Here is a 23976-nt window from a genome sequence, read left to right on the forward strand (position 1 = left end):
TACACTCATTTATTAGTGAGTATTTGCTTACGTTGTGAAGCCCTTTTTGCTTCGCGCTCTGTTAAGCAGTCATCGTGATCTAAGGAAATGACCCTTAGGGCGCGCCTTCAACCAAAGACTTATTATGGAAATACAAACAAAAATAAATAAACCCGTTTTTATCTCTTCGTTACTCATTGCGGTTTCCATCGCATTCATTGCTGCCTTAAAGCCTGACCTAAGTGGCCAGTTTTTTGGCGAAGTACAATCTTGGCTAGTCAGTAAAGTCAGCTGGATTTATATTCTTGCGGTAGCCATTTTTCTTATTTTTACCGTTTGCATTATGGTCAGCCGCTTAGGCGACCTTAAGCTTGGTCCCGATCACAGTGAACCAGATTACACTAATGTGTCATGGTTCTCTATGCTGTTTTCCGCTGGGATGGGTATTGGCTTAATGTTTTTCGGTGTAGCCGAACCCGTGATGCACTATTTAAGCCCGCCAGTTGGTGATGCAGCCACCATTGCAGCAGCAAAAGAAGCTATGCGAATCACCTTCTTCCACTGGGGTCTACATGCTTGGGCTATTTATGCCGTGGTCGCACTATCTTTGGCTTATTTCTCTTACCGTCATAAATTACCCCTGCTACCTCGCTCTGCTTTATATCCACTGATAGGCGATCGCATTTACGGCCCAATTGGGCATGCCGTGGACACATTTGCAGTAGTGGGCACACTATTTGGTGTAGCCACGTCTTTAGGTTTTGGCGTACAGCAGCTTAACGCTGGTTTAATGCACTTATTCGACTTGCCACAAACGCCATTAATTCAGCTTGGCTTGATTGTTGTTATCACCATTTTGGCTACAGGCTCGGTGATTTTAGGCTTAGATGGCGGGATTAAGCGCCTGTCAAACCTTAATATGGTATTAGCGTTAACGCTATTGGTTGCAGTGTTACTACTAGGGCCAACTGAACTACTACTGCAATCATTTGTAGAAAACACCGGTACTTATATGAGCGAACTGGTGAACAGCACATTTAATATGTACGCTTACGATCCAAAAGAAGACTGGCTTGGCGGCTGGACCATGTTGTATTGGGGCTGGTGGATTTCTTGGTCTCCTTTCGTTGGGATATTTATTGCACGCGTTTCTCGTGGCCGTACCATTCGTGAGTTTATCGTTGGTGTACTCTTCATCCCTGCTGGTTTTACATTTTTATGGATGACGGTATTTGGCAACAGTGCCATTAATATGATTGCAGGGGATACCGCGCATTTATTGGCTCAAGCGGTAAATGATAATGTGGCTATCGCTATCTTTATCTTCTTTGAGCAATTCCCATTTTCTTCATTCTTGTCCTTTATCGCTGTATTGCTGGTAACGACCTTCTTCATTACCTCTGCAGACTCTGGTGCTTTGGTTATTGATACCTTAACGGCTGGTGGTGAGCAAGACACGCCATTATGGCAACGTATCTTTTGGACCAGCATGATTGGCATCATCGCGTCGGCATTGCTGTTTGCGGGTGGTTTACAAGCCCTGCAAACCTTAACCATTGCCAGCGCATTCCCATTCATGTTCATCATGATGCTGTTTTGCTATGGCTTATTTAAGGCACTACGCCATGACTTAATGCTGCAAAGAAGTGTACAAAGCCATAATACGTCAGTTCAATTTACCCAAAGCCAGATCCACTGGAAAGAACGCTTAAATACATTATTGGTTCACCCTGGTTTAAATCAGGCTGAGCGCTTTATCGAACATATCGTTCGCCCAGCGTTGACCGAACTCTGTGAGCAGTTTGAGCAAACAGGCCTAAAAGCTAAATTGATTGAAGACAGTGAAAAGATCCGCTTAACCATTTACAAAGAAGAAGCAGAAAATTTCTCTTATGGTATTAGATTGCGTCACTTTGCGGTGCCAGCCTATGCCGAAGAAAAGCACAATGATTACTACCGCGCTGAAGTATTCTTGCTGCAAGGTGGCCAGCAATATGATGTTTTCGGCTATACCCAAGAGCAAATTATTGCGGATGCAATCACCCAGTATGAGCGTCATTTACATTTCTTGTACTTGGCTAGCTCAGAAATTTTGGAAGAAGCGGGAGAGGTTGATACCGGTAACCATTAACCTTAACTGACCGCAAATCGGAATGAGCTATGGCGTGTATAGCCATAGCTCATTCTAGTAACATAAACTTCTGTTGTTTTCCGCGCAAGCCAGAGGATATTTAGGACGAAGCACTGATTACGCCGCCCGAAGGGTAAGTTAGAGACAAATTTTCATTTCTTGAAAACACTCATCTGCTGATACTTTTTCACCCAGCATTTCGTCGTAGGGTAAATCTAACTTTAGGGTTGCCGAGTCAAAGCCCAATTTTTTCATTCCTTCCTTGGCATTCACTAAGCTATTAAAGTGAATGGCTTCACCTTTATTATTGATGATAGGCTCAGGCTCATTATGTACAATAATTTCTGGTCGATAATAGGAAGAGTCGGCATAAGTCTTTAAAATACATTCAGTTTCTCCGCCACTGGCTAACCACTTCTTGATTTGCTTCTCTTGCATAAAACCTCCAATAGTTGGCATACTTGCTTAAAGCTTGGTAGTTAATATAAACATTGCTAGCCATAAATGTAAATTTTTTGTTAAATTTATTACTGTATTTGCCGATGCCAAAGAAAGCGATGTTACAGACGACAATTCCAAGTCATGGTACTCAACCCCCAACAGAAGTAAGTTTACATACGTAAGGGAGCATCAACATGGTGGTTATTAAGCAATCAAATAGGCTACCAGTTCAGCCACAATTGAACCGAAGTGAGCAGCAGCCGATAGAGAAAATAAAGGATAAAAGTCTCGAAGTGACCCACTCGACCGGTCAGGAGCAAGTGTCCTTCGATCTAGCTCATGGGATCTCAACTGAGTTATCTCAGCGCCTTAATGAAGAAGTGTCGCAACGTATGCTTCTTTATATGGAAGAAATGACCAAAACTCAGTCAGCATTAGAAACTAGCGTGTACGAGTTCGCAGCATTTAAAGAAAAACAAATGGCTGAAAACCCTGATCTAGATCTTAGTGAGCTGGATCTGTCGCTGCAAAAAGATGGCACTTTAAAGCTATCAGGGGCAAACCTATCACCTGCAACCTTATCTGAACTGGAGCAGGAGATTGCTAACAATGATAAGTTAAGAGAGGCGTTTACTCAGCTTCATACTGGTATCGTTTATGGCTTAAAACACCGAGACTCAGTTGGCTATAACGAATTACAGCAAGATGATCTGCGCGGCTCATTGCAGCTCAACGAGTTAACGGAACGTTATAATAATCAATTTCAACCTAATGGCTTTGGCCAAGATTATCTGACCATGGAAGCAAGGTTAAATGTGGATACCGGCTTATTTGCTCACTTTCTTATGAACGCCCTAAACCCTAGGATCAGTACATTGGTTTAACCTTATAACACAGGCATACGAGTGCTTCGTTTTGTGCTTACAGCATCTAGTAAAAGTCACTTAAGGCTGCTTATGCATTCAACAACTCATACTCTTCGCTCCTGTCATTTTGCTTAAAATTAAGATAACGTCATGAGTTTCTTACTGTAATAGAAGCCTGCTTTTATGCTTAGCCAAGTAATCGCTATTTTACTGCCCGTTTTTTCCTTGGTCTTAGTGGGCTTTTGGGTGGGCAAAACCATGAATATTAATTTTGCGCCAATCAATCGCCTTAATATCGATGTATTTGTGCCCGCCCTCGTTTTTTCATCCTTGGTGGCGATGCCCCTAAACATGAGCCAAGGTCCTTTAATTATCGCCGCCTTGTCTGTGTTGCTATTGCCGGGCGTCCTTTTTATCTGCCTTGCGCCAAAATCAATGAACTTTAAAAGCTGGGCGCCCACCTTAATGTTCCGCAACAGTGGCAATTTAGCCATTCCTTTGTTTGGCTATGCTTTCGGCGCCGTTGCGGCTGAGGCTGCGGTATTATTGTTTGTGGTGTCTACTTGTTTGCATGTGATTTTTGGCAGCTTGATATTAAGTAACCAGCGAGGCTGGCAAAACTTAGTCAGTGCATTTAAAACACCGTTATTTATTGCTGCTTTGGCGGCTATTACCCTTAACCTTGGCCAAGTACACATTTACCAACCCATTGCCGAGGCGACCCAATTACTTGGTCAAGCAGCGATTCCTGTAATGCTATTAGCGCTGGGCTCTCAGATGACTCAGCTGCAACTCGATGGTTTAAAAACAGGACTTATCAATATTGCACTGAGTTTACTCACTGGCGCGGTGTCGTTTACCTTAGTCTATTTGTTTATTCCCTTACCCAGCTTACACCTAAAAATGATCTTGTTATTTAGTATGCTACCGCCTGCGGTAATGAACTATCTCTACGCCGAGCGTTACCAAAATGAGCCCCATAAAGTGGCTGCAATGGTGTTATTTGGTAACGCTTCTGCCTTAATTAGCTTACCTATTCTGTTGTTTATTTCACTGTCACTTTAATTCTTTATATTACATATATTTAACTAAACCACTTAAGCAATAATCAAGACAAATTTATTTGTTAATTAGCCTCTATCTTAGCGCTATAAAAAGCCTTACTATCGCGATCATGACAACGCCAACTTTAGAGGCAAAATAGTGGTTTACTTATTGTTAGTGCTCGGCCTAATGTTATTGATTTACGGTGCAGATTGTTTAGTAAAAGGCGCGGCGCGATTAGCCTTAAGCGCAGGTATTCCAAGCCTGGTGGTTGGTTTAACAGTGGTGGCTTTTGGCACCAGTGCACCTGAGTTAGCGGTGAGTATTGGCGCAGCCTTTTCTGGTGAAACCGAGATGGCGATAGCCAATGTCGTCGGCAGTAATATTTTTAACGTGCTGTTTATTCTTGGCTTAGCCGCGATTATTTCTCCCTTGGTGATTTCTAAGCAGCTTATAAAGCAAGATGTACCTATCATGGTTGCGATTTCAGCCTTAGTGTTTTGGCTGGTTAGCGACGGCATACTAAGTCGTATTGATGCCGCTATCCTCGTGGTGCTGTTAATTAGCTACACCAGCTTTTTATTTATTCAGGGTAAAAAGAGCCCGCCCGAAACTGAAGATGATGACAATATGGCTGCAGCACCTTGGTGGCAAAACGTGCTTTGGGTTATCGCAGGTTTTGCCTTGTTGGTTATTGGCGCACAATTGTTAGTAGAGAATGCGGTGGCTATTGCGCAGTCATTTGGCGTGAGTGAGGCGGTTATTGGTTTAACCATCGTCGCCATTGGCACATCCCTACCTGAGGTGGTCACCTCGCTAGTTGCCACCGTAAAAGGACAGCGTGATATTGCTGTTGGTAACGTCATTGGCAGTAATGTATTTAACTTGTTAGCGGTACTGGGCGTATCAGGCTTGATTGCGCCAAGCGGGCTAACTGCTGATGCGGCATTAATTAACCTTGATCTCCCCGTCATGCTGGGCGTGGCTTTACTGTGTGTGCCGTTATTTTTTACAGGCGCAGCCTTAAGTCGCTTGGAAGGGATTAACTTCTTTGTGTTGTACTTAGTTTACACCGCTTATTTAATTAGCAGCGCCATACAATCGGGCTATCAAACACCGCTGGGTCAAGTAGCGGCATATGTGATAATTCCATTAACCGCCATCTTAGTTTTGAGCACCCTGATATGGGATCTGAAGCAACGCCGAGCACGTTCAGCTTAATTCTGCTTAATTCTGCTTAACTACGTTATTCAACGCTTTTTATTGCCAAACGCCCGCTTTTTAGCGCGGCGTTTTTGTGCGCCACGGCTATTTTTCTTATCAATGGGGGCACTCTTAGTTAAATCAGGCTCAAAGCCTGCGAGCCATTGCGCCGCTAAACGCTGATCAATTAACAGTTCTATTTCTTCTAAGCGCCATTCTTCATCGGGGCTTAATAAGGTAATGGCCAAGCCTGCTTGACCCGCACGCCCAGTACGGCCAATACGATGCACATAATCTTGGGCAACAAAAGGCAGCTCCATATTAATCACACAACCTAATTGTGCAATGTCTAAACCCCGCGCCGCTACATCCGTGGCCACCAGCACATTTAAATCACCAACTTTAAAGTCATTAAGCACTTGCTCGCGCACAGCTTGCGATAAATCACCATGAAAGGCATGAGCGGCCAACTCTTTTGCTTGCAGCTGCTTAGCAATTTGATCAACGCCTTGTTTGGTTCGACTAAAAATAAGACTTTGTTGGTCGGGCTTTTTTTTCAGCAAAAAAGAGATGAGATCGACTTTTCTATCATCATCAACAGCATAAACAATTTGTTCAACGGGTGCGGCGACACTATTACGATTGTCCACTTCAATTAATGCCGGATCTGTTAGCAACCGCTTACTTAGCTTAAAAATAGCATCGTCGAAGGTAGCGGAAAATAATAAGGTCTGACGCTTGCTCGGCAGTCGTTGCAAAATCCCATTAATCTCGTCAGCAAAGCCCATGTCTAACATGCGATCCGCTTCATCAAACACTAAGTAACTCAGTTCATTCAACCTTAGGTTGCCCTGTTTAAGGTGATCAAGTAAACGCCCCGGTGTCGCCACAATCACGTCAACGCCTTGCTTAAAACGTTTAACTTGCGCAGCTATACTTACGCCGCCATAAACCACTGCCGCTGTTAATGAACAATACTTAGCATATTGCTGAAAGCTTTTTTCCACTTGCACCGCTAGCTCGCGTGTTGGTGTTAGCACTAAGGCTCGCACTGGCTTTACGCCATCAGTCGTCACTGGTTGCTCATTTAATCGTTGTAAAATTGGCAACAAAAATGCGGCGGTTTTACCGGTGCCAGTTTGCGCGCCCGCCATCACGTCACGTCCCGCTAAAATCATCGGAATAGCTTGGCTTTGGATGGCTGTGGGCTGCTGATAGTTCAGCGCCACCAGCGCTTGGTTAAGTTGAGGGTCATTGATTAATTGAGAAAAAGACATGGCAACTAGCTGATCAAAAATAGGTTGGCCAGTGTAACAAAAATCAGGGTTTTGGTGGTGTTTTTATCCCCTCAACCATGGCCTTAATTTTTACCGCTTTCTCAAAATGATCAAGTTGATGAGTTTCAATCCACCACGTTGCCACCGCCATTAAAGTACTTGGCTCTGTGTTCTTGTTAGCAAAAAAAGCATAAAACGAGAGGCCTACGCCCTCGCCCTTTTTCGCAATTTTTTCATCACAAACACGGATCATTTTTTCCAGCATGGCGGCGGGTATGGTCATCATTACAACCTATAGAGTTAAGAAGTAAGCACTGAGTGTCGACGAATTCGATTTCGTCGTCAAATTCGTTAAAACTGTTAAAAGCGCATTTTCGGTCAGTTTTATATCGCGGTTCCTTCCTAAGCTTAAAACATCATAAAAGGAGGCAAGCATATGAACCGGATCCATGCATTAGATGCGCTCAGAGGACTGTTATTAGTTCTAATGACAATTAACCACTTAGTTTGGATAAGTGGTGGCCATACATTTTTACAATATTTTACTTTGCAGCCTTTAGGCCAATTAGGCGCTGCAGAAGGATTTATTTTTATTTCGGGGTTACTTGCTGGCCTGATTTACAGTGCCGACAAATACTCTAATAAGCAGGTTGTTAGCAAGGCTGTCCATCGCGCTTGGACTATTTATTGTTATCACATTATTTGCTTATTATTAGTGCTCGCTGTTGCTTGGATAGCAATATCCATTTATCCCAGCGCACGAGACGTTTACCAAACGTCAATGCCTAATTTTTTCCAAGCGCCAGAGCATGCGAGCTGGCTATCTTTATTGCTACTAAACCGACCTGCCTACTTTGACATCTTGCCGCTGTACATCATTTTTATGCTGGTGTTGCCTGCAGTGATCATTGCCTTTCGCCGCGGCTATGGCTGGTTAGCTTTAGCTATCAGTGTTGCCCTTTGGTTGAGCAGTAGCTGGTTTACACAAACTAGCTTAACCGGTCTATATCAAAGCGTTTCGCCCGAACTCGGTATTAGTGTTGGCTACTTTGACCCTTGGGCGTGGCAACTACTATTTATGATGGGAGCGGCTATTGGTTATGGCAAACGTCAACAAAGTATTAATTGGTACGCCTCTGTCATTCCAGTATGGATAGCACTTATATTGGCATTGGCTATATTCATCACCCATCATGGCGCTTTTTTATCCATGGGCATTCATCAAGGCGTATTGTATCAGCTTGCCGATAAGCCCGAGCTTGGCTGGTTACGCGTACTCAACCTTTTACTATGGGTTTACTTATTGGGCTTTGTCATCAGCCGTTGGCCTAACGCCCTCAACATTCCCGGCTTACGTTTATTAGGTCGTCACTCTTTGCAAGTATTCGCTTGGCAGACCTTACTAATTTTTATTGTCGCGCCTTATCTACAGCAATTACGCGCCAGTGATAGCTATACCCTATGGTTAATCGCATTAACCTGCACTTTATTTATTCCCGCGCTTATCCATCAACAATGGCAAGCCAAACAATGTAATAAGTATCAGCCAGCAGCGTCTAACTTGGTCTGAATCAATACCCAATAAACGAAGGAATCAACAATGAAAAAGTTACTTTTAATCACCGCAAGTTTACTCGCACTAAGCGCCTGTGGCAGTGAACAAGCCACCACAGTTAATGATGGGAAAACGCATCAACTCACTATTGAACTGGGTGACATCACTCGGCCGGAAGGCGACGTGAAGTTATTTTTGTATAAAAGCACTGACGACTTAAGAGGTGATCCTACGCAATTAACGAAAGCTTATAGTTTGGCTCAAGCTCGTCAACCAATTGTGATTAATGACATTCCAACGGGTGATTACGCCATTTTTGTGATGCAAGATTTAGACGGCGATGGCGACTTAAAAATGAGTGCCCAAGGCATGCCCCTTGAGCCTTACGGTTACTCACAAAATCCAACATTAATGGGGCCGCCAAGTATGAACCAAGTCAAATTTGCCGTTACTGCCGATACGGTAGCAAAAATAAGCTTTTATTAACTCCTAGCAAGCCTTGGCAGCTAGTTACGGTTAGCTGCCCTTTTTAGAGACGCAGTGATAAATTAAATCAGGAAAAACTCATGTCAGTTATTTTACAAGGAATAAAAAAGTCCTTACTAGCAGTACTAGGCTTTGTGCTGGGCTGCAGTGCATTTGGACTTATTTTACTATTATTAATCTCTCTGGTAAGGAGCCAATAAAGTTAGATCTTCTCTTTCATACTTGTTCATTGTTACTGTTCGCTCTAATCTAAAGCCCTGACTCACTCATCAACGAGAAGCAATATGGGAATTTTTGATGCCTTAATGGGCAACGCATCTGAAGTAAACTTAGCAGAGCTTAGCGCCGAATTGTCACCAATTATGGCAGATAACGAAGAACTGGCTCTAGCCTACAAGCTCATTAGAGATATGTTCGTGTTTACTAACAAACGCTTAATCATGATAGATAAACAAGGGATCACTGGTTCAAAAGTGGAATACCACTCCATACCTTATAAATCGATTACGCACTTTTGCGTTGAATCTGCAGGCACCTTTGACATGGACTCAGAACTAAAAATTTGGGTATCAGGTTCATCTGCCCCTATCGTTAAAGAGCTGAAAAAAGGCACCAATGTGGTGGGTATTCAAAAGACCATTGCTAATTTTATGTTTTAGTAACCACATAAAACCGCTTATCAAGGCCTCATTGAGAGGCCCATCTCAGCTCATTGTGACTAATAGCGTAACGGATCACTATCAGCCCTAGAAATACGGCATTCGGGATAAAAAAAAATCCTAGGTTTTTCGGCCGCTGCGCGACTTGACTGGTAACCACAGCTCAAACTGATAATGTTCACCGTTACACTGTATATTGCTGAGCCATTCATGGCCTTTTACTTGGTAGTAAGGGGAATCCGACAAATAAAAGTGGTAAACGTAGTTAAGTGCAAAATCGATTTGTGGCAAGGTTCCTTGCAGCTGGCAATGTAAATACGCTGCGCCAGTAAGACTTATTATTTCACTATTTGGCAGCGCTGGTTTGGCTGCTAAATCAAGGTCGATTATTGAGGCATGAAATTCATGCTCAGGACTAAACTGCGCCGAGCCATGCTCGCCAATTAAAATCGCTTTGCCTTGGTTTAACGCCGGCGCAATACCACCGCTAGCTATATTCGTCACCTCTGGCCAACGCTCAAATAGAGTCGCTAAACGTTCTGATACTTGGCGCAAACTAAAAGGTAACCGAGTGGATAAAGCCCGCATCTTAAGGTCAGGTATTTGAATCAACTGCTCAGCAATAGTTAAGCCTATAGGTAACTCCTCACAGCTAAGATCATCAATTAAAGGGAAATATCCCAATAATTTGCCCTCCTCAGTCCCCTGCCACAACACCGGAAACTCCACCAATGCTAATTGTTGATCAGGCAAATAGTGTTCGAATAAATAGCGTAAAAAATGTTTTACCCTAAAAGCATCAGTCAACTCAAAACAATAATATCGTTGTTGCTTTACCTGAAAACGGATCAAATCAGACTCATCAGGAATAACAACATCTAGCCCCTCAATCCGCATGGCCGCCAGCATCATAAATAGCCCTGTTTCATGATGGCAGCGATTCATAAACTCCATTGAGTAGCATTGGTCCATTGATACGTTCAGTCCAAGCTCTGAGATTTCCCGCTCAAATGATCGCCATAGCGTTGAAAAATCCTGAAAAAAATCGCTTGAGCCATGACGAATAGAGTTAAGCGTGGCAGGCAGCGCCAAATATTCTGCAGCCGGTAAAGTAACAATAGTAGGCGTAATGGCACGCAGCTCAGCGTAACATTCAAGATAAGCACGGGTCAGTGGCTGTGACTTAATTTGTTGTGCCCAAAGCGGTTGCCCCTTAATGTTTTTTGGTGAAATACCAAAATGGCGCTTAAAAGCGCGGGCAAATGCTTCTTGCGATTCAAAACCATAGTTTAATGCAATATCAATGATTCTAAGGGGGCTATCGGCCAGCTCTGCTGCGGCAAGGCTTAGTTTTCGCCCTGTACTGTATTGACCAATAGAAAGGCCTGTTAATTCTTTAAACTCGCGCTGCAAGTGCCATTTGCTAACACCAAGCCAATGAGACAAGTGCTCTAAACTAAAGCATTGGGGTAAATGCGCTTCAATGTAATCCGTTAATTTAACTACTCGGCTTAAGCTATCCATGTCGCCTATCTTGCTTTTAAAACTGAGCAAAATATATCATAAATCTGTGGCGTAAATGCTTGTAAGATCAAGACTTAGAAAGCAAAAAACGCGCAAACCTCTCGGTTAGCGCGTTTTTTGATTCAAAGAAATTTTTATTGAGAGTATTTAGGCTTAAAGCTCAATACAGTCAAAGTCAACTTCGGTCGCCACGTCGGCATCGTAATCAACGCCGTCAACGCCAAAGCCAAATAATTTCAGGAACTCATCTTTATAAAGCTGATAATCCGTTAGTTCAAACAGGTTTTCAGTGGTTATTTGTGGCCACATTGCTTTACAAACATCTTGTACGCTGTCGCGTAGTTCCCAATCGTCAAGACGTAAACGATTACTGTCGTCAGTTTCAGGCGCACTGCCATCTTCTTTATAAAGGCGAGAATCAAACAAACGCTGAATTTGCTCCATGCAACCTTCATGAATGCCTTGCTCACGCATGGTTTTAAACACGATTGCTAAGTATAGCGGCATCACTGGTATCGCTGCACTGGCTTGCGTTACCACACTTTTCAGTACCGAAACGTAAGCGGCGCCGTCTACAGCGGCTAGTTTTTTATTTAACTCAGCTGAAGCGCGATCTAAATCTTCTTTCGCTTTACCTAGGGCGCCATGCCAGTAGATAGGCCAAGTAATCTCAGTACCAATGTAGGAGTAAGCAACGGTTTGTACGCCTTTAGCCAACACACCAGCTTCTGCTAGGGCTTCAATCCATAGCTCCCAATCTTGGCCGCCCATTACCGTTACCGTATTGGCGACTTCTTCGTCCGTTGCCGGCTCAACACTGGCTTCAATAATAGTGTCTTTATTGGTATCAATCGCGGTAGATGTATAGGTTTGGCCAATTGGTTTTAGGCTAGAGCGCACTACTTCACCTGTTTCAGGCATTTTGCGCACTGGTGATGCTAGCGAATATACAACTAAATCAATCTCACCAAGATCTTGCTTGATCAGCTCAATAACTTTGGCTTTCGCTTCGTTTGAAAATGCATCACCATTAATAGTTTTGGCATATAAGCCCGCTTCTTTCGCGTATTTATCAAATGCCGCTGAGTTATACCAGCCTGCTGAACCCGGTTTTTTTTCTGTTCCCGGCTTTTCAAAACAAACGCCTAAGGTTGCTGCACCAGAGCCAAACGCAGCAGCGATTCGAGAAGACAGGCCGTAACCAGCTGACGAGCCTAATACTAATACTTTTTTAGGGCCATTTTTGATTGGGCCTTTGGCTTTAGTGTTAGCAATTTGCTGTGCCACATTAGCATCACAGCCAACAGGATGCGTAGTAGTACAAATAAAGCCACGGATTTTAGGTTTAATGATCATGGTAAACTCTGACTCTGTTAAAGATAAAAATATTCGGGCTAAAGATACCTTATTTCCGCCGTTGACGAAAATTTTGTTTATTTAACTGGTTCAAAAAGCCCGCAATTAATCAGCGTTTGCTGAAGTTTTAGCGCTCAAGTAACTGATTAGACCGTTATTAGAGACGCTGGCGCATGAGCTAACGTCATATCAATGCCGTAGTCTGCTAGCTGAACCAAATCAATTTGCGCATCGGGTAGATACATCTGCGCATATTCAAGGTAGACGCCTGAGCGTAAAAACAGCTCAAATAGGTCGCTATCAAGGTGATTATCCTTAACCATAAAACTCATGATCTTAATCGCCTCACTTAATGTTTTGGCCTCTTTATAAGGTCGGTCAGACGCGGTTAACGCCTCAAACACATCGGCAATCATCATCATTCGTGCTGTTAAAGGGAGCTCACCCGCTGGAATTTTTTTCGGATAGCCAGTGCCATCCATTCTTTCATGATGGCTGGCTGCAATCACGGGCACATTCTTCAAGTTTTGCGGCAACGCCAATTTCGACAGCATTACCGTGGTGTAAACAATGTGCGAGTTAATAATAAAGCGATCTTCAGCTGTGAGCGTGCCTCGTTGAATCGACAAATTATGCAATTCACCACGGTTATATTTATATTCCGGCACCGTCATATTAAACCCCCACGGGTTACCGGGTGCGGTTAAGATCCCATCATCCCTTGGCACTAAATGATCCACTTTATCGGCTAGCAGGTATTCAGTGGTGGGTAACGTAGATGCAGCGCTAGGTTTGCGTGACATTTCCTCTTTAGATAACCCTAAACGATCATCTAGGGTTCGAGTCCATGTCCGTTGCGCTATTAGCGCCAAGCGCTGAGAATGCTCTGGCGACATATATTCACTACCAATGTTACATTTGGCGACAAAAGCAAATTCTTCGTCTAATTGCTTTAATAAACTGTCTCTCACTTGGGCTAATTGAGTTGCTGACTGGCCTTTCGCCATACCTTGCCAGTAATCACAATGAGCTTGTGCTTTAAGTAACTCAAAGCGCATTCTAATCTCGTGAATTCGGTTATAAATCGTCTCTAATTTCGTCGCCTTATCCACCACAAATTCGGGTGTGGTGATTTTACCGCAATCATGTAACCAAGAAGCGATATGTAACTCTTTCCATTGCTCTTGGTTGAGCTCAAAATCTTGATATTGCCCACTGGTTTCGCTGCATGCAGCATGTGCGAGCATTTGGGTAATTTCCGGCACCCGAGAGCAATGCCCTCCGGTATAGGGTGATTTACTATCAATAGCACTGGCTATCAACTCGATAAAGCTGTCCATTAGTTCTTTTTGTTCGGTTAATAACAACTGACTTTCAATGGCTAAACCACAATAACCCGACAGTGCTTCAATAAAACTGGTTTCATGGCTAGTGGCTTGATCAGGGCTTTCTATGATGGCCAAAATACCTAACGGCTCTTGATTACGATTGCTTAATTTGACCCAAGTAATGGCAATATCTTCAATATTCAGCGCTTCTTTAAGTAGACTTTCTAGTAACGAGGAGTCTTGACTGAGCTTATGCTGACTGACTAATACTTGTTTTGGGTTAATCAAAAAACCACTTTGCTTAAGAAGCTTATCCGCACCACCAATACTGGCCTTTTCAATGATCTTGCCTTGTTTGTAATCACAGCAAGGTAGTAAGGTTTTACGATGCTGGTAAGCTTGTGCTTCTGCCTCATAGGTAAATATCATGCCGCCTTTGGCTTTGGTCATGGCGACACTTTCCATCAGCACGCTATTAAGTAACCCTTTAAGGGACTGATGAGCTGATAGCTTGGTTGATAGCTGCTGGAATTGACCAATGGTATTTTTCATCGATGCGGCAACACTAGCAAGCTCTGACACCTCACTAACAATGGAGTGTTCATTAATCGATGTAGTGAAATCGAAATTCTTAATATTCTGCAGCTCTAGTGTCAATCGCTTCAGTGGACGGGAGATAAGCTGTGAAAAAAACCAGGCAATAGGCAAGGTTAATATAATGATAAAAATAGCAATATAGACGGCATTATTACGGATTTGGTGGGCATTTTTTAATAGCTCACTGGTGGGGGTAAGCACCATTAAATAGTAATCCCCTTGATTGGAAAAAGTCAGTAATGAAATATTGCCAAGCCAGTTTTCCCCCGCTAAATCAAAGCTAAATTCTTGCTCTTTAATCTCATAGTGATTAATCACATAATTTAACGCTTCATTGTTAAGTTCGTTTACATGAATTAAGGCCGGTTCATTATTCCCTACTAGCTGGCTGGGATCTTGATACGCAATAACCTGAGCTTGTTTGTCCAATATAACCAATTCTGAGCCCAAGGGCAGATCTCTATTCGCGAGGGAGGCTGATAACGAGGCTAGGGTAAAGTCAACCGCGACCACCGCCTTATCACCGGGTACCTTTAACGCTAATGTAATGCCTAGTAGCTGAGAACTATTAAAAATATAGGGTTCAGTAATCGTGATCCCATCTTCCGCCATCGCCCCTTGATACCAAGGCCTTAACCGGGGATCAAAATCATAGCGACGGCCTTCGTCGCCATAAACAAACTGCCCTTGTTCATTGTAATATTGATGCCACACTTGCCGCTTGTTTTGCTGGTGTTCAACGGTCGTTAGCAAGTAGTTGGCTGTTTGCGCCGCTTGGGGTAGCAACTGCTTCTGATGTGGATGAACTTTGCTAAGATAGTAAAAATCACCGCTATCGTAACCCGCATAAACAGCGTTCATATCAGGATTGACTTGAATTATCTGCCATAACTGAGCAAAGGTGGTATGACGTTGCTCTAAATTACTGCCCTGCCCTAGCTGCCCTTGAGATAATAAACCTAATATTTTTTGTACTTTTTGATAGCTTGACTCAACATTGGTTTCAATTTCGCGATCTGCTCGCTGAAAAACCTCCTCTGACGCTTCAATAATCAATTTACTTATTTGAGAATAACTGTACCCCGCAAGGGTGAGCCCGCAAACTAGGATTAAACAAACAAATAAACCGGTGATATGAATGTGCAGTGCAATACCCTGCTTAAAGCTCGCCATAATTAAGCTCTTGACCTTTTATTGATGAGATAATATTAGTCAATATAATTAAAGTTAACCGATTATATTTTCAGACTTTAGTCGCACTAAGTGAATAGATAGGCAAGATTGGAAAGCATAAAAAAGGGCTGGGTAAATAAAAACGGAGGCAATTGCCTCCGTTTTAAATTCAAGTCAGTAGCATCAATAAATCTACTTCAACAATGATTCCATCTCGTTACTGTCAATATGGCGTACATCTTTACCCTTCACAAAGTAAATAATGTATTCACAGATATTTTTACAGCGGTCACCCACTCGCTCCATCGCTCGCGCGGCCCACAGTACTTTTAGCACATTAGGGATAGAACGAGGATCTTCCATCATAAAGGTCATTAACTCGCGAACCACACTTTCATACTCGCGGTTCACTTTGATATCAGAAGCGTGGATCTTAATGGCCGCCTCAACATCCATACGCGCAAATGCATCTAGTGAGTCATGCAGCATTTTCACTACATTGCGGCCCATATGCTCAATACTTACCAATGGTGGTTGAGTTTTATTGGCATTATCAATCACCATGTGTGCCACTTGTTTCGCTTCATCACCAATGCGCTCTAAGTCAGCAATGGTCTTAATAATAGCGATAACTAAGCGCAAATCACTGGCTGCTGGTTGGCGCTTAGCAATGATCCGAGTACATTCTTCATCAATAGAGACTTCTAAAGAATTAACCTTACGATCACGCTCAACGACACGCTTGGCAACTTCTTTGTCTTGAGCATGCACAGCATCAATGACGTCGTTCATTTGCTGCTCAACCAAACCACCCATGACCAACACTTGATTACGCACACTCTCTAATTCAGTATTAAACTGACCCGAGATGTGTTTGTTTAAATTCATATTATCCATTTATTGCTCCTCGGGCCTAGCCGTAACGTCCAGTAATGTAATCTTCTGTTTTCTTTAAGCTTGGCGTCGTAAATAACGTATTAGTATCCGCGTATTCAATCAACTCGCCCATGTACATGAATGCCGTTTGGTCTGAAACGCGCGCAGCTTGTTGCATGTTATGGGTAACGATCACTACGGTGTACTTACTCTTTAGTTCGTTAATCAACTCTTCAATAACCAAGGTTGAAATCGGATCGAGTGCTGACGTTGGCTCATCGAGTAACAACACTTCAGGTTCAATCGCAATGGCACGTGCGATAACCAAACGTTGCTGCTGACCGCCCGATAAACCAAATGCATTATCATGTAAACGGTCTTTCACTTCGTCCCACAATGCAGCCCCGCGTAAAGAACGTTCAACGGCTTCGTCTAACACTCGACGGTCTTTAATGCCTTGTAAACGTAGACCATAAACCACATTTTCGTAAATAGATTTAGGAAATGGATTGGGACGCTGAAACACCATGCCAACACGACGGCGTAACGCCGCAACATCAACACTTCGGCCATAAATATTGGTGCCATGAAGGTCGATTTGACCTTCGATACGACAAATATCAACCAGATCGTTCATGCGGTTAATACAGCGTAATAAGGTTGACTTACCACAGCCAGAAGGACCGATAAAAGCAGTCACTTGGCCTTTCGGGATCTTCATACTGACATCAAACAGCGCTTGCTTGCTGCCGTAGTACAAATTCAGATCTTTTATTTCTAACGCTGTTTGCGCTTCAGTTAAGTTAGCCAGGTCTAGCGCTTGGGCATTCGCCGTAGTAGGTGATACTGAAATCATGTTTGTTACCTTTTATCTGTTCTTTATGACCTGGATTACTGATCCAAGGATCTGAATTTTTCGCGTAAACGGTTACGGATACTAATCGCTGACATGTTTAAGCCAATGATCACAGTAACCAACAAGAATGCCGTTGCATACACCAGCGGACGCGCTGCCTCTACGTTCGGGCTCTGGAAACCAACATCATAAATGTGGAAGCCCAAGTGCATAAATTTACGCTCTAAATGGAAGTATGGGAAGTTACCATCTAACGGTAGTGTTGGTGCCATTTTTACCACACCCACCAGCATTAATGGTGCAACCTCACCGGCAGCACGCGCTACTGCCAAGATTAATCCCGTCATAATAGCCGGACTCGCCATTGGCACAATAATACGCCATAAGGTTTCTGCTTTTGTGGCGCCCAGTGCCAATGAGCCTTGGCGTACCGATGAAGGAATACGAGATAAACCTTCTTCGGTCGATACTATCACTACCGGCAGCGTTAAAATCGCAAGGGTAAGGGCAGACCAAATAACACCAGGCGAACCAAACGTAGGACTCGGCAGTGCTTCAGGGTAGAAGATTTGGTCTAAGCTACCACCGACCATGTAGACAAAGAAACCAAGGCCGAATACACCGTAAACTATCGAAGGCACACCCGCTAAGTTAATCACCGCAATACGGATCATCTTAGTGATAGGCCCTTTCTTAGCATACTCATGTAGATAAATAGCCGCGACCACGCCAAGAGGCGTCACGATAACAGCCATTAACATCACCATGAAAACGGTACCAAAGATGGCTGGGAAAACCCCGCCCTCGGTATTCGCTTCGCGTGGATCTGAGCTGACAAACTTAGCCATCTGATGTACCCAGTGGCCAAATTTAGCAAAGAACCCCATGTCATTTGGAAAATGAACATCCAGCACTTTTTGCATTGGCAAGGTAACTTGACGACCATCCATGTCACGCACAATCACCGCATCACGGGAAGCTTGATCACGAAACGCAAATAGCTCCTTTTCCAGCACCAGGTAGTCGTCATGTAATGCTTGACGCTGAGCTTCAAAATCAGCTTTAGCGGCCTCATCAAGCTCGCCTTTTAACTCTAACCCTCGCTCTTTTAAGCGTAAACGCTCAAGTTCGTAGTTAATGCTGCCAATAGGACCATGTTGCAAATCATCTGCTTGGTCATTAAGCGCAATCGCGCGCTCCATTCGCTTGATTAATTCAGCTCGCTTATCAGTCGCATTAACGGCTTCTCCAGCTTCAAGCAAACCTTCAACATAACCATAAAAATTACCATTAGTAGAACGCTCAAATACGGCAATGTTCTGTGGCGCGGTCTTGGTTTTAATTTGTGTTTCCATTATCCAACGGAAATCCAAATCAACGTATTCACGGTTACCGGTTTTAAGTAGGTAACGCGTGATCACTTCATCATGTTGTTCAGGTAATTTAACACCTGACGATAAAATACGTTCAGCACTGACTTTTTGCGAATCGTATAGTTCACCAATCACAGTGTGGCGGTGGCCATTTAATTCTTCTAAGTCAAATTCATACACGGTACTTGGCCAGAAAAAGCTAAGGCCACGCCAAGCAATCAGAACCAATAAACCCACTACAGCCACTAAGCTAATAGAGACGGCGCCTCCGGTCATCCAGATCCATGGCGCACCCGATTTAAACCAATTTCTCATCTTAATCTCTCAGTTAAAGGCTAGAGTACTTTTCACGTAAACGCTGGCGCACAAATTCAGCCACAGTGTTAAAGCAAAAAGTGAATACAAACAATACGAAAGCAGCTAAGAACAACACTCGATAATGAGAGCTCCCTACTTCCGACTCTGGCATTTCTACCGCGATATTAGCAGCTAGGGTTCGCATACCTTGGAAGATACTCCAATCCATCAATGGCGTGTTACCCGTCGCCATTAATACAATCATTGTTTCGCCAACAGCACGGCCAAGACCCATCATTACAGCAGAGAAGATACCCGGACTAGCGGTTAAAATAACCACGCGTACTAAGGTTTGCCAAGTGGTCGCTCCTAACGCAAGTGAACCATTAGTTAAGTGCTTAGGTACACTAAATACCGCGTCTTCAGCAATGGAGTAAATGGTTGGTATAACCGCAAAGCCCATCGCAATGCCCACCACTAATGAGTTACGCTGGTCAAAATCAACGCCTAACTCGTTAGTAAGAAACTTACGTGCATCGCCACCAAATAACCAATACTCAACCGGCGTACTAAGGGAAAATGCTGCATAACCCACCAAGATAACCACTGGGATCAGTATCAATGAGTGCGCACCTTCCGGTGTAGCTTGTTTAATAGATTTAGGTAGGTTATGCCAAATAAACGCAGCCAGCAGCACACCAATCGGTAAGCCAAGGATCAGCATGACCATGCCTGGTAAGTTTTCCTCAACTATCGGTGCTAGCCATAAACCGGCTAAGAAACCAAGAATAACCGTAGGCAGCGCTTCCATCAGTTCAACAGTGGGTTTCACAATTGAACGTACTGGTGCAGACATAAAGTAAGCGGTATAAATAGCGCCAGCCAACGCAATAGGCACTGCAAACAACATTGCGTAAAACGCCGCTTTGATGGTACCAAACGAAATCGGCACTAAGCTTAATTTAGGCTCAAACTCATCACTTGCTGAGGTAGATTGCCAAACATAATCAGGCTCAGGGTAACCTTCGTACCACACCTCTTGCCATAATGCCGACCAAGTCACTTCCGGATGCTCATTATCAAGATGATAAAGGCTTAGAACACCTGGCTCTTCAACTAAAATAGCATTTGCTCGTGGGGAAATAGCAACGGCTTCTAATGGCTTGTCTGACAGTTTTTCAGAAAGTAAGCGTGTATCACCTGTGGTATGGAAAATACCTAGGTAACCCTCTTCATCAAGTGTAAGAAAGCCTTTGCGGAAGAACTCAGGAGCAATATCAATAATGCCCGCTTCCGCCTTAAATTCACGAATTAGCGTTAACTTACGGCTGCCATCTTTAACCACTTCGAACCACTGCGATATTTCACCGCTGTCATTACCAACAATCAAAGAGCTCGCACCCGTTAACAAGCGAACCTTAGTTACATTCGCGCCTGTTGCGTTAATATCAATAATGCTTGTTAAACTGACATCATCAACATCTGAAATATCGTAGATAGCCAAACGATTTCCGCTACGTAAGTATAAGTTGCGTAAGTTCGGCAATAGCAGGATTTGGTCAACTTGAGCGGGGGCGTCAGGCAAAACCGTACTGACTTGCGTCCAAGTAACCTCTTCGGTCATCATGTTTTGTTCAGCCGTTAAAGCCATGAACACCGTACTGCCATCAGCCATAACCGCAGCGATGCCCGCCTGCTCGTCAGACATTTCAAACGCAAGATTCTTAATCTCACCACCAGACTCATCAATCGTTAGATGTGATTCACCTAATGGGTATGATACGGAAGGCTCGATGAAACGCTGATTATTGGGGTATGAAACCTCAAAGTCGGGATGAATAATTTGAATGGTGCCATCGTCAAAGCCATACACCATCATACCTTTAGATGGAATAGTTTGACTGAACGCAGTCACGTTACCCGCTAGTTGATTCTGCAATATGACCGAGCCAGCCGACTCGCCCTTTAGAGCAATAAATTCAACCAAGCCCGTATCGGTCATACGATAGGCAATTTCATTTTGCTCTTCCATGCCCAAGGCCAATGTTTTTCCTTGGCTTTGCACATTTAGTGTGGTCTGTTTTTCGATGTCAGCACTTTCAAATATTGGCTGCACAACGTAAAGAAGGTAAACAAAAATCAACAGTAAGGCAGTTAATACTAAGATTGCTCCCGTAGTGACGCCGTATTTTGCTAATTTATCTGTTACCAACCGCTTGCGACTCCCAGCAAGCGACAGGGAAAATTCCTCTGCCATTGGTATCCTCAAAATGGTAATTAAACTCTGGCTAGTATATTTCTTAATGATGACACTTTTGTTACATCGGAAAAAATGATTTGCTGAAACGATAAAAACGCAAAGAAAGCGGATAAAGGAGTAAAAACATCAATTACGGACAAAAGCATCAATTAGCTTGATAAGCTAGAATAAGTGGAGGATAGATGGTTTTAGTTACAATTTTGTGTCAACTAGGGCACCAAATTTATATTAAATATTTATGACAACATTAATAAAAATGTCACATTGCAGCGATATTATTGAATCATACTATTTGTCATGAAAAATTCATCCTTTATATAGGTTTTGTGCTACCAGTCGCAAGCAAATATAACCAGAGATTGAATATAATAACGATTGTTAATTAAATTTTTAGCTTTCAGGGGGTCGAGAGTGAGTTTGGATAAGCTGTTTGTAGAAAAGGAATTAAGTTGGCTATCGTTCAACGAGCGCGTATTACAAGAAGCCATGGACAAAACAGTTCCTATCGTTGAAAGAGTTCGTTTTTTGGGTATTTTTTCAAACAATTTAGATGAGTTTTTTAAGGTACGCGTCGCCGACGTGAAACGCCGCATCATCATCAATGAAGCAAGAGGAGGTGACGAAGGAGCGAAACACCTACTCACAAAAATTCAAAATAAAGTGCTTAAGCTGCAGCAGGACTTTGATAATACTTATAAAGATTTGATCTTAGCATTGGCCCGCCACAACATCTTTTTAGTAAACGAAAACCAGCTTTCGGAAAATCAGCAAAACTGGATCCGCAACTATTTTAAAGACAAATTACTGCGCCACTTAGCTCCCATTGAATTAACTAAAAGCATCGACTTAGTAGACTTCCTCAAAGATGAATACACTTATCTCGCGATTGAAATACGTAAGGGAGATGAAACTAAGTATTCCCTAGTAGAAGTGCCAACTAACGACTTACCGCGCTTTATTCAGTTACCCAGTGAGCAAACAAAGCGTAAAAAATCACTTATCTTACTCGATAACATTATCCGCTTTTGCATTGAAGACCTATTTAAAGGTTTTTACGAATTCGATAGCTTAAGCTCTTACTCAATCAAAATGACGCGCGATGCTGAATATAATATGCAGGGCATGGTAGAGCATGGCTTGTTAGAGCAAATGTCAGAAGGCTTAAAGCAGCGTTTAACAAATGAGCCATTGCGATTTGTTTATGATCGCGAAATGCCTCTACACATGGTTGATTTTATTAAAGATAAATTACACATATCATCTCACGACAGCATTATTCCGGGCGGACGATACCACAACTTCAAAGATTTTATTGGCTTTCCAAATGTGGGAAGAGCCTACCTTGAAAATCCAAGTTTACCGGCGCTATCGTGTCATCAAATCGAAAAATTCAATACGGTTTTCGATGCTATTTCCGAACGCGACATTTTACTCTACTACCCGTTTCATAAGTTCCGCTACGTTACTGAACTGATCCGCCAAGCCGCACTGGATCCCAAAGTAAGTACGATTAAAATCAACCTCTACCGCGTTGCAAAAAAATCACGCGTTGTTAGCTCGCTGATTGATGCCGTCAATAACGGTAAAAAAGTAACAGTAGTGATAGAGCTACAAGCGCGTTTTGATGAAGCGGCCAACATCAAATGGTCAAAACGCTTAACACAAGCGGGTGTAAAAGTGGTGTTTGGTGTCCCTACTTTAAAGATCCACTCAAAACTTTGTCTGATTACACGTCTAGAAGACGACCAATGGGTGAAGTATGCGCATTTAGGCACTGGTAACTTTAACGAAAAAACCGCGCAAATTTACACTGACTTCGCCTTACTGACCAAAAACCAAGAATTAGCCCAAGAGGTGGACGGCGTATTCGACTTTATTGAGCACCCTTATCGCCGCACTAAGTTTAATCATTTATTGGTATCACCTATCAACTGCAGACGCTACCTTTACCGCATGATAGATGCCGAAATAGCGAGTGCGAAACAAAACAAGCCGGCAGCGATTACCGTTAAAGTTAATAACCTTGTCGACAAAGGCATCGTTAACCGCCTCTATGCAGCCAGTAGTGCCGGGGTAAAAATTCGCATGATCATTCGTGGTATGTGTGCCTTGGTACCTGGCGTAACAGGCATTAGTGAAAACATAGAAGTAATTAGCATTGTTGACCGCTTTTTAGAGCACCCTCGAGCGTTTATTTTTCACAATAATGGCGATGAAAAAATATATATTTCTTCCGCCGATTGGATGACGCGTAACATTGATAACCGTATTGAAGTGGGCTGCCCTATTTATCATCCTGAGCTTAGAGCCATGATAAAACATAGTATTGAATTACAGTTTAAGGACACCACTAAAGCGCGCATTATTGATAAAGAACAAAGCAACGAGTATGTACAGCGAGGTAACCGTCGTAAAATACGCTCGCAAGTCAGTACTTATGAATACTTAAAAAGACGAGAACAACAATTAGTACAAAAACACCAAGAGGAATTGGAGCGACAAGCAGCAGCTTCTGAGCCAGAACAACCAATAATTGAAGCAGAGCCACAAAGCACTTCAATCAGCAGCAAATCTAAACAGCTTGAACAAGCATAAGTAGCGAGGGCTTGAGTCTAACTCAAGCCCTTTTTCCGTTCTAATTTTAATCATTTTATTCCCGCCCCACCGCACAACGCTCAAAATATCCCCAATCATT

At 43.1% G+C, this 23976-nt stretch carries 18 protein-coding genes; 8 read left to right on the forward strand and 10 right to left on the reverse strand.

The features are described 5' to 3' along the window. Positions 1-124 precede the first annotated feature (124 nt). Positions 125-2110 carry a BCCT family transporter gene (locus K6Y31_RS02605; protein WP_233051292.1) on the forward strand — a complete coding sequence of 662 codons (1986 nt, stop codon included), beginning with the start codon at positions 125-127 and terminating at the stop codon, positions 2108-2110. A 138-nt stretch (positions 2111-2248) separates the two neighbouring features. Here K6Y31_RS02605 and K6Y31_RS02610 read toward each other — a convergent pair whose 3' ends face one another. Continuing rightward, entirely contained in the window at positions 2249-2548 is a 300-nt protein-coding gene (locus K6Y31_RS02610) for a DUF6482 family protein (protein WP_233051293.1), read from the reverse strand. A 197-nt stretch (positions 2549-2745) separates the two neighbouring features. On the opposite strand from K6Y31_RS02610, the gene K6Y31_RS02615 reads away from it, so the two are divergent. From K6Y31_RS02615 to K6Y31_RS02625, 3 genes are all read left to right on the forward strand, one after another. Further along, entirely contained in the window at positions 2746-3435 is a 690-nt protein-coding gene (locus K6Y31_RS02615) for a hypothetical protein (protein WP_233051294.1), read from the forward strand. 165 nt (positions 3436-3600) lie between these two features. Then, positions 3601-4482, forward strand: a complete 882-nt coding sequence (locus K6Y31_RS02620) for an AEC family transporter (RefSeq protein WP_233051295.1) — start codon at positions 3601-3603, stop codon at positions 4480-4482. Positions 4483-4620: 138 nt separating this feature from the next. After that, complete coding sequence (locus K6Y31_RS02625; RefSeq protein WP_233051296.1) at positions 4621-5682, forward strand: calcium/sodium antiporter; 1062 nt, start codon at positions 4621-4623, stop codon at positions 5680-5682. Positions 5683-5711: 29 nt separating this feature from the next. On the opposite strand, the gene K6Y31_RS02630 is transcribed toward K6Y31_RS02625, so the two are convergent. Both K6Y31_RS02630 and K6Y31_RS02635 read right to left on the reverse strand, forming a co-directional pair. Beyond that, positions 5712-6941 carry a DEAD/DEAH box helicase gene (locus K6Y31_RS02630; RefSeq protein WP_233051297.1) on the reverse strand — a complete coding sequence of 410 codons (1230 nt, stop codon included), beginning with the start codon at positions 6939-6941 and terminating at the stop codon, positions 5712-5714. 43 nt (positions 6942-6984) lie between these two features. Then, a complete protein-coding gene (locus K6Y31_RS02635) occupies positions 6985-7227 on the reverse strand; it encodes a DUF6500 family protein (RefSeq protein ID WP_251080742.1) in 243 nt (80 codons plus the stop codon). Between the two features lie 150 nt (positions 7228-7377). Here K6Y31_RS02635 and K6Y31_RS02640 point away from each other — a divergent pair, with 150 nt between their 5' ends. The 3 genes from K6Y31_RS02640 to K6Y31_RS02650 all read left to right on the forward strand — a co-directional run bounded on the left by K6Y31_RS02640 (position 7378) and on the right by K6Y31_RS02650 (position 9641). Next, the gene (locus K6Y31_RS02640) at positions 7378-8511 is read left to right on the forward strand and encodes an OpgC family protein (protein ID WP_233051298.1); all 1134 of its coding nucleotides are present in this window, start codon (positions 7378-7380) and stop codon (positions 8509-8511) included. 30 nt (positions 8512-8541) lie between these two features. Further along, the gene (locus K6Y31_RS02645; RefSeq protein ID WP_233051299.1) at positions 8542-8982 is read left to right on the forward strand and encodes a DUF2141 domain-containing protein; all 441 of its coding nucleotides are present in this window, start codon (positions 8542-8544) and stop codon (positions 8980-8982) included. A 284-nt stretch (positions 8983-9266) separates the two neighbouring features. Continuing rightward, positions 9267-9641, forward strand: a complete 375-nt coding sequence (locus K6Y31_RS02650; protein ID WP_232800064.1) for a PH domain-containing protein — start codon at positions 9267-9269, stop codon at positions 9639-9641. Positions 9642-9761: 120 nt separating this feature from the next. Here the strand turns inward: K6Y31_RS02650 and K6Y31_RS02655 are convergent, their stop codons facing one another. The 7 genes from K6Y31_RS02655 to K6Y31_RS02685 form a co-directional block, all read right to left on the reverse strand. Then, complete coding sequence (locus K6Y31_RS02655; RefSeq protein WP_233051300.1) at positions 9762-11165, reverse strand: AraC family transcriptional regulator; 1404 nt, start codon at positions 11163-11165, stop codon at positions 9762-9764. A gap of 153 nt (positions 11166-11318) precedes the next feature. Continuing rightward, a complete protein-coding gene (fabV, locus tag K6Y31_RS02660) occupies positions 11319-12521 on the reverse strand; it encodes an enoyl-ACP reductase FabV (protein WP_233051301.1) in 1203 nt (400 codons plus the stop codon). A gap of 146 nt (positions 12522-12667) precedes the next feature. Then, positions 12668-15619, reverse strand: coding sequence for an HD domain-containing phosphohydrolase (locus tag K6Y31_RS02665; RefSeq protein ID WP_233051302.1), 2952 nt, complete (start codon positions 15617-15619; stop codon positions 12668-12670). A gap of 192 nt (positions 15620-15811) precedes the next feature. Next, positions 15812-16516: a phosphate signaling complex protein PhoU gene (phoU, locus tag K6Y31_RS02670; RefSeq protein ID WP_233051303.1), complete on the reverse strand. Its 705-nt coding sequence runs from the start codon at positions 16514-16516 to the stop codon at positions 15812-15814. A 16-nt stretch (positions 16517-16532) separates the two neighbouring features. After that, on the reverse strand, positions 16533-17351 hold the full coding sequence (gene pstB / locus K6Y31_RS02675) for a phosphate ABC transporter ATP-binding protein PstB (protein WP_233051304.1): 819 nt from the start codon (positions 17349-17351) through the stop codon (positions 16533-16535). A 35-nt stretch (positions 17352-17386) separates the two neighbouring features. Next, positions 17387-19039, reverse strand: coding sequence for a phosphate ABC transporter permease PstA (gene pstA, locus K6Y31_RS02680; RefSeq protein ID WP_233051305.1), 1653 nt, complete (start codon positions 19037-19039; stop codon positions 17387-17389). Positions 19040-19052: 13 nt separating this feature from the next. Beyond that, a complete protein-coding gene (locus K6Y31_RS02685; protein ID WP_233051306.1) occupies positions 19053-21278 on the reverse strand; it encodes an ABC transporter permease subunit in 2226 nt (741 codons plus the stop codon). A gap of 414 nt (positions 21279-21692) precedes the next feature. Here K6Y31_RS02685 and ppk1 point away from each other — a divergent pair, with 414 nt between their 5' ends. Then, a complete protein-coding gene (gene ppk1 / locus K6Y31_RS02690; RefSeq protein ID WP_233051307.1) occupies positions 21693-23876 on the forward strand; it encodes a polyphosphate kinase 1 in 2184 nt (727 codons plus the stop codon). The last annotated feature ends 100 nt before the right edge of the window (positions 23877-23976 follow it).

This window comes from Motilimonas cestriensis, from assembly GCF_021295315.1.
In the GTDB taxonomy this organism is placed as follows: Bacteria; Pseudomonadota; Gammaproteobacteria; order Enterobacterales; family CBDFNC01; genus Motilimonas; species Motilimonas cestriensis.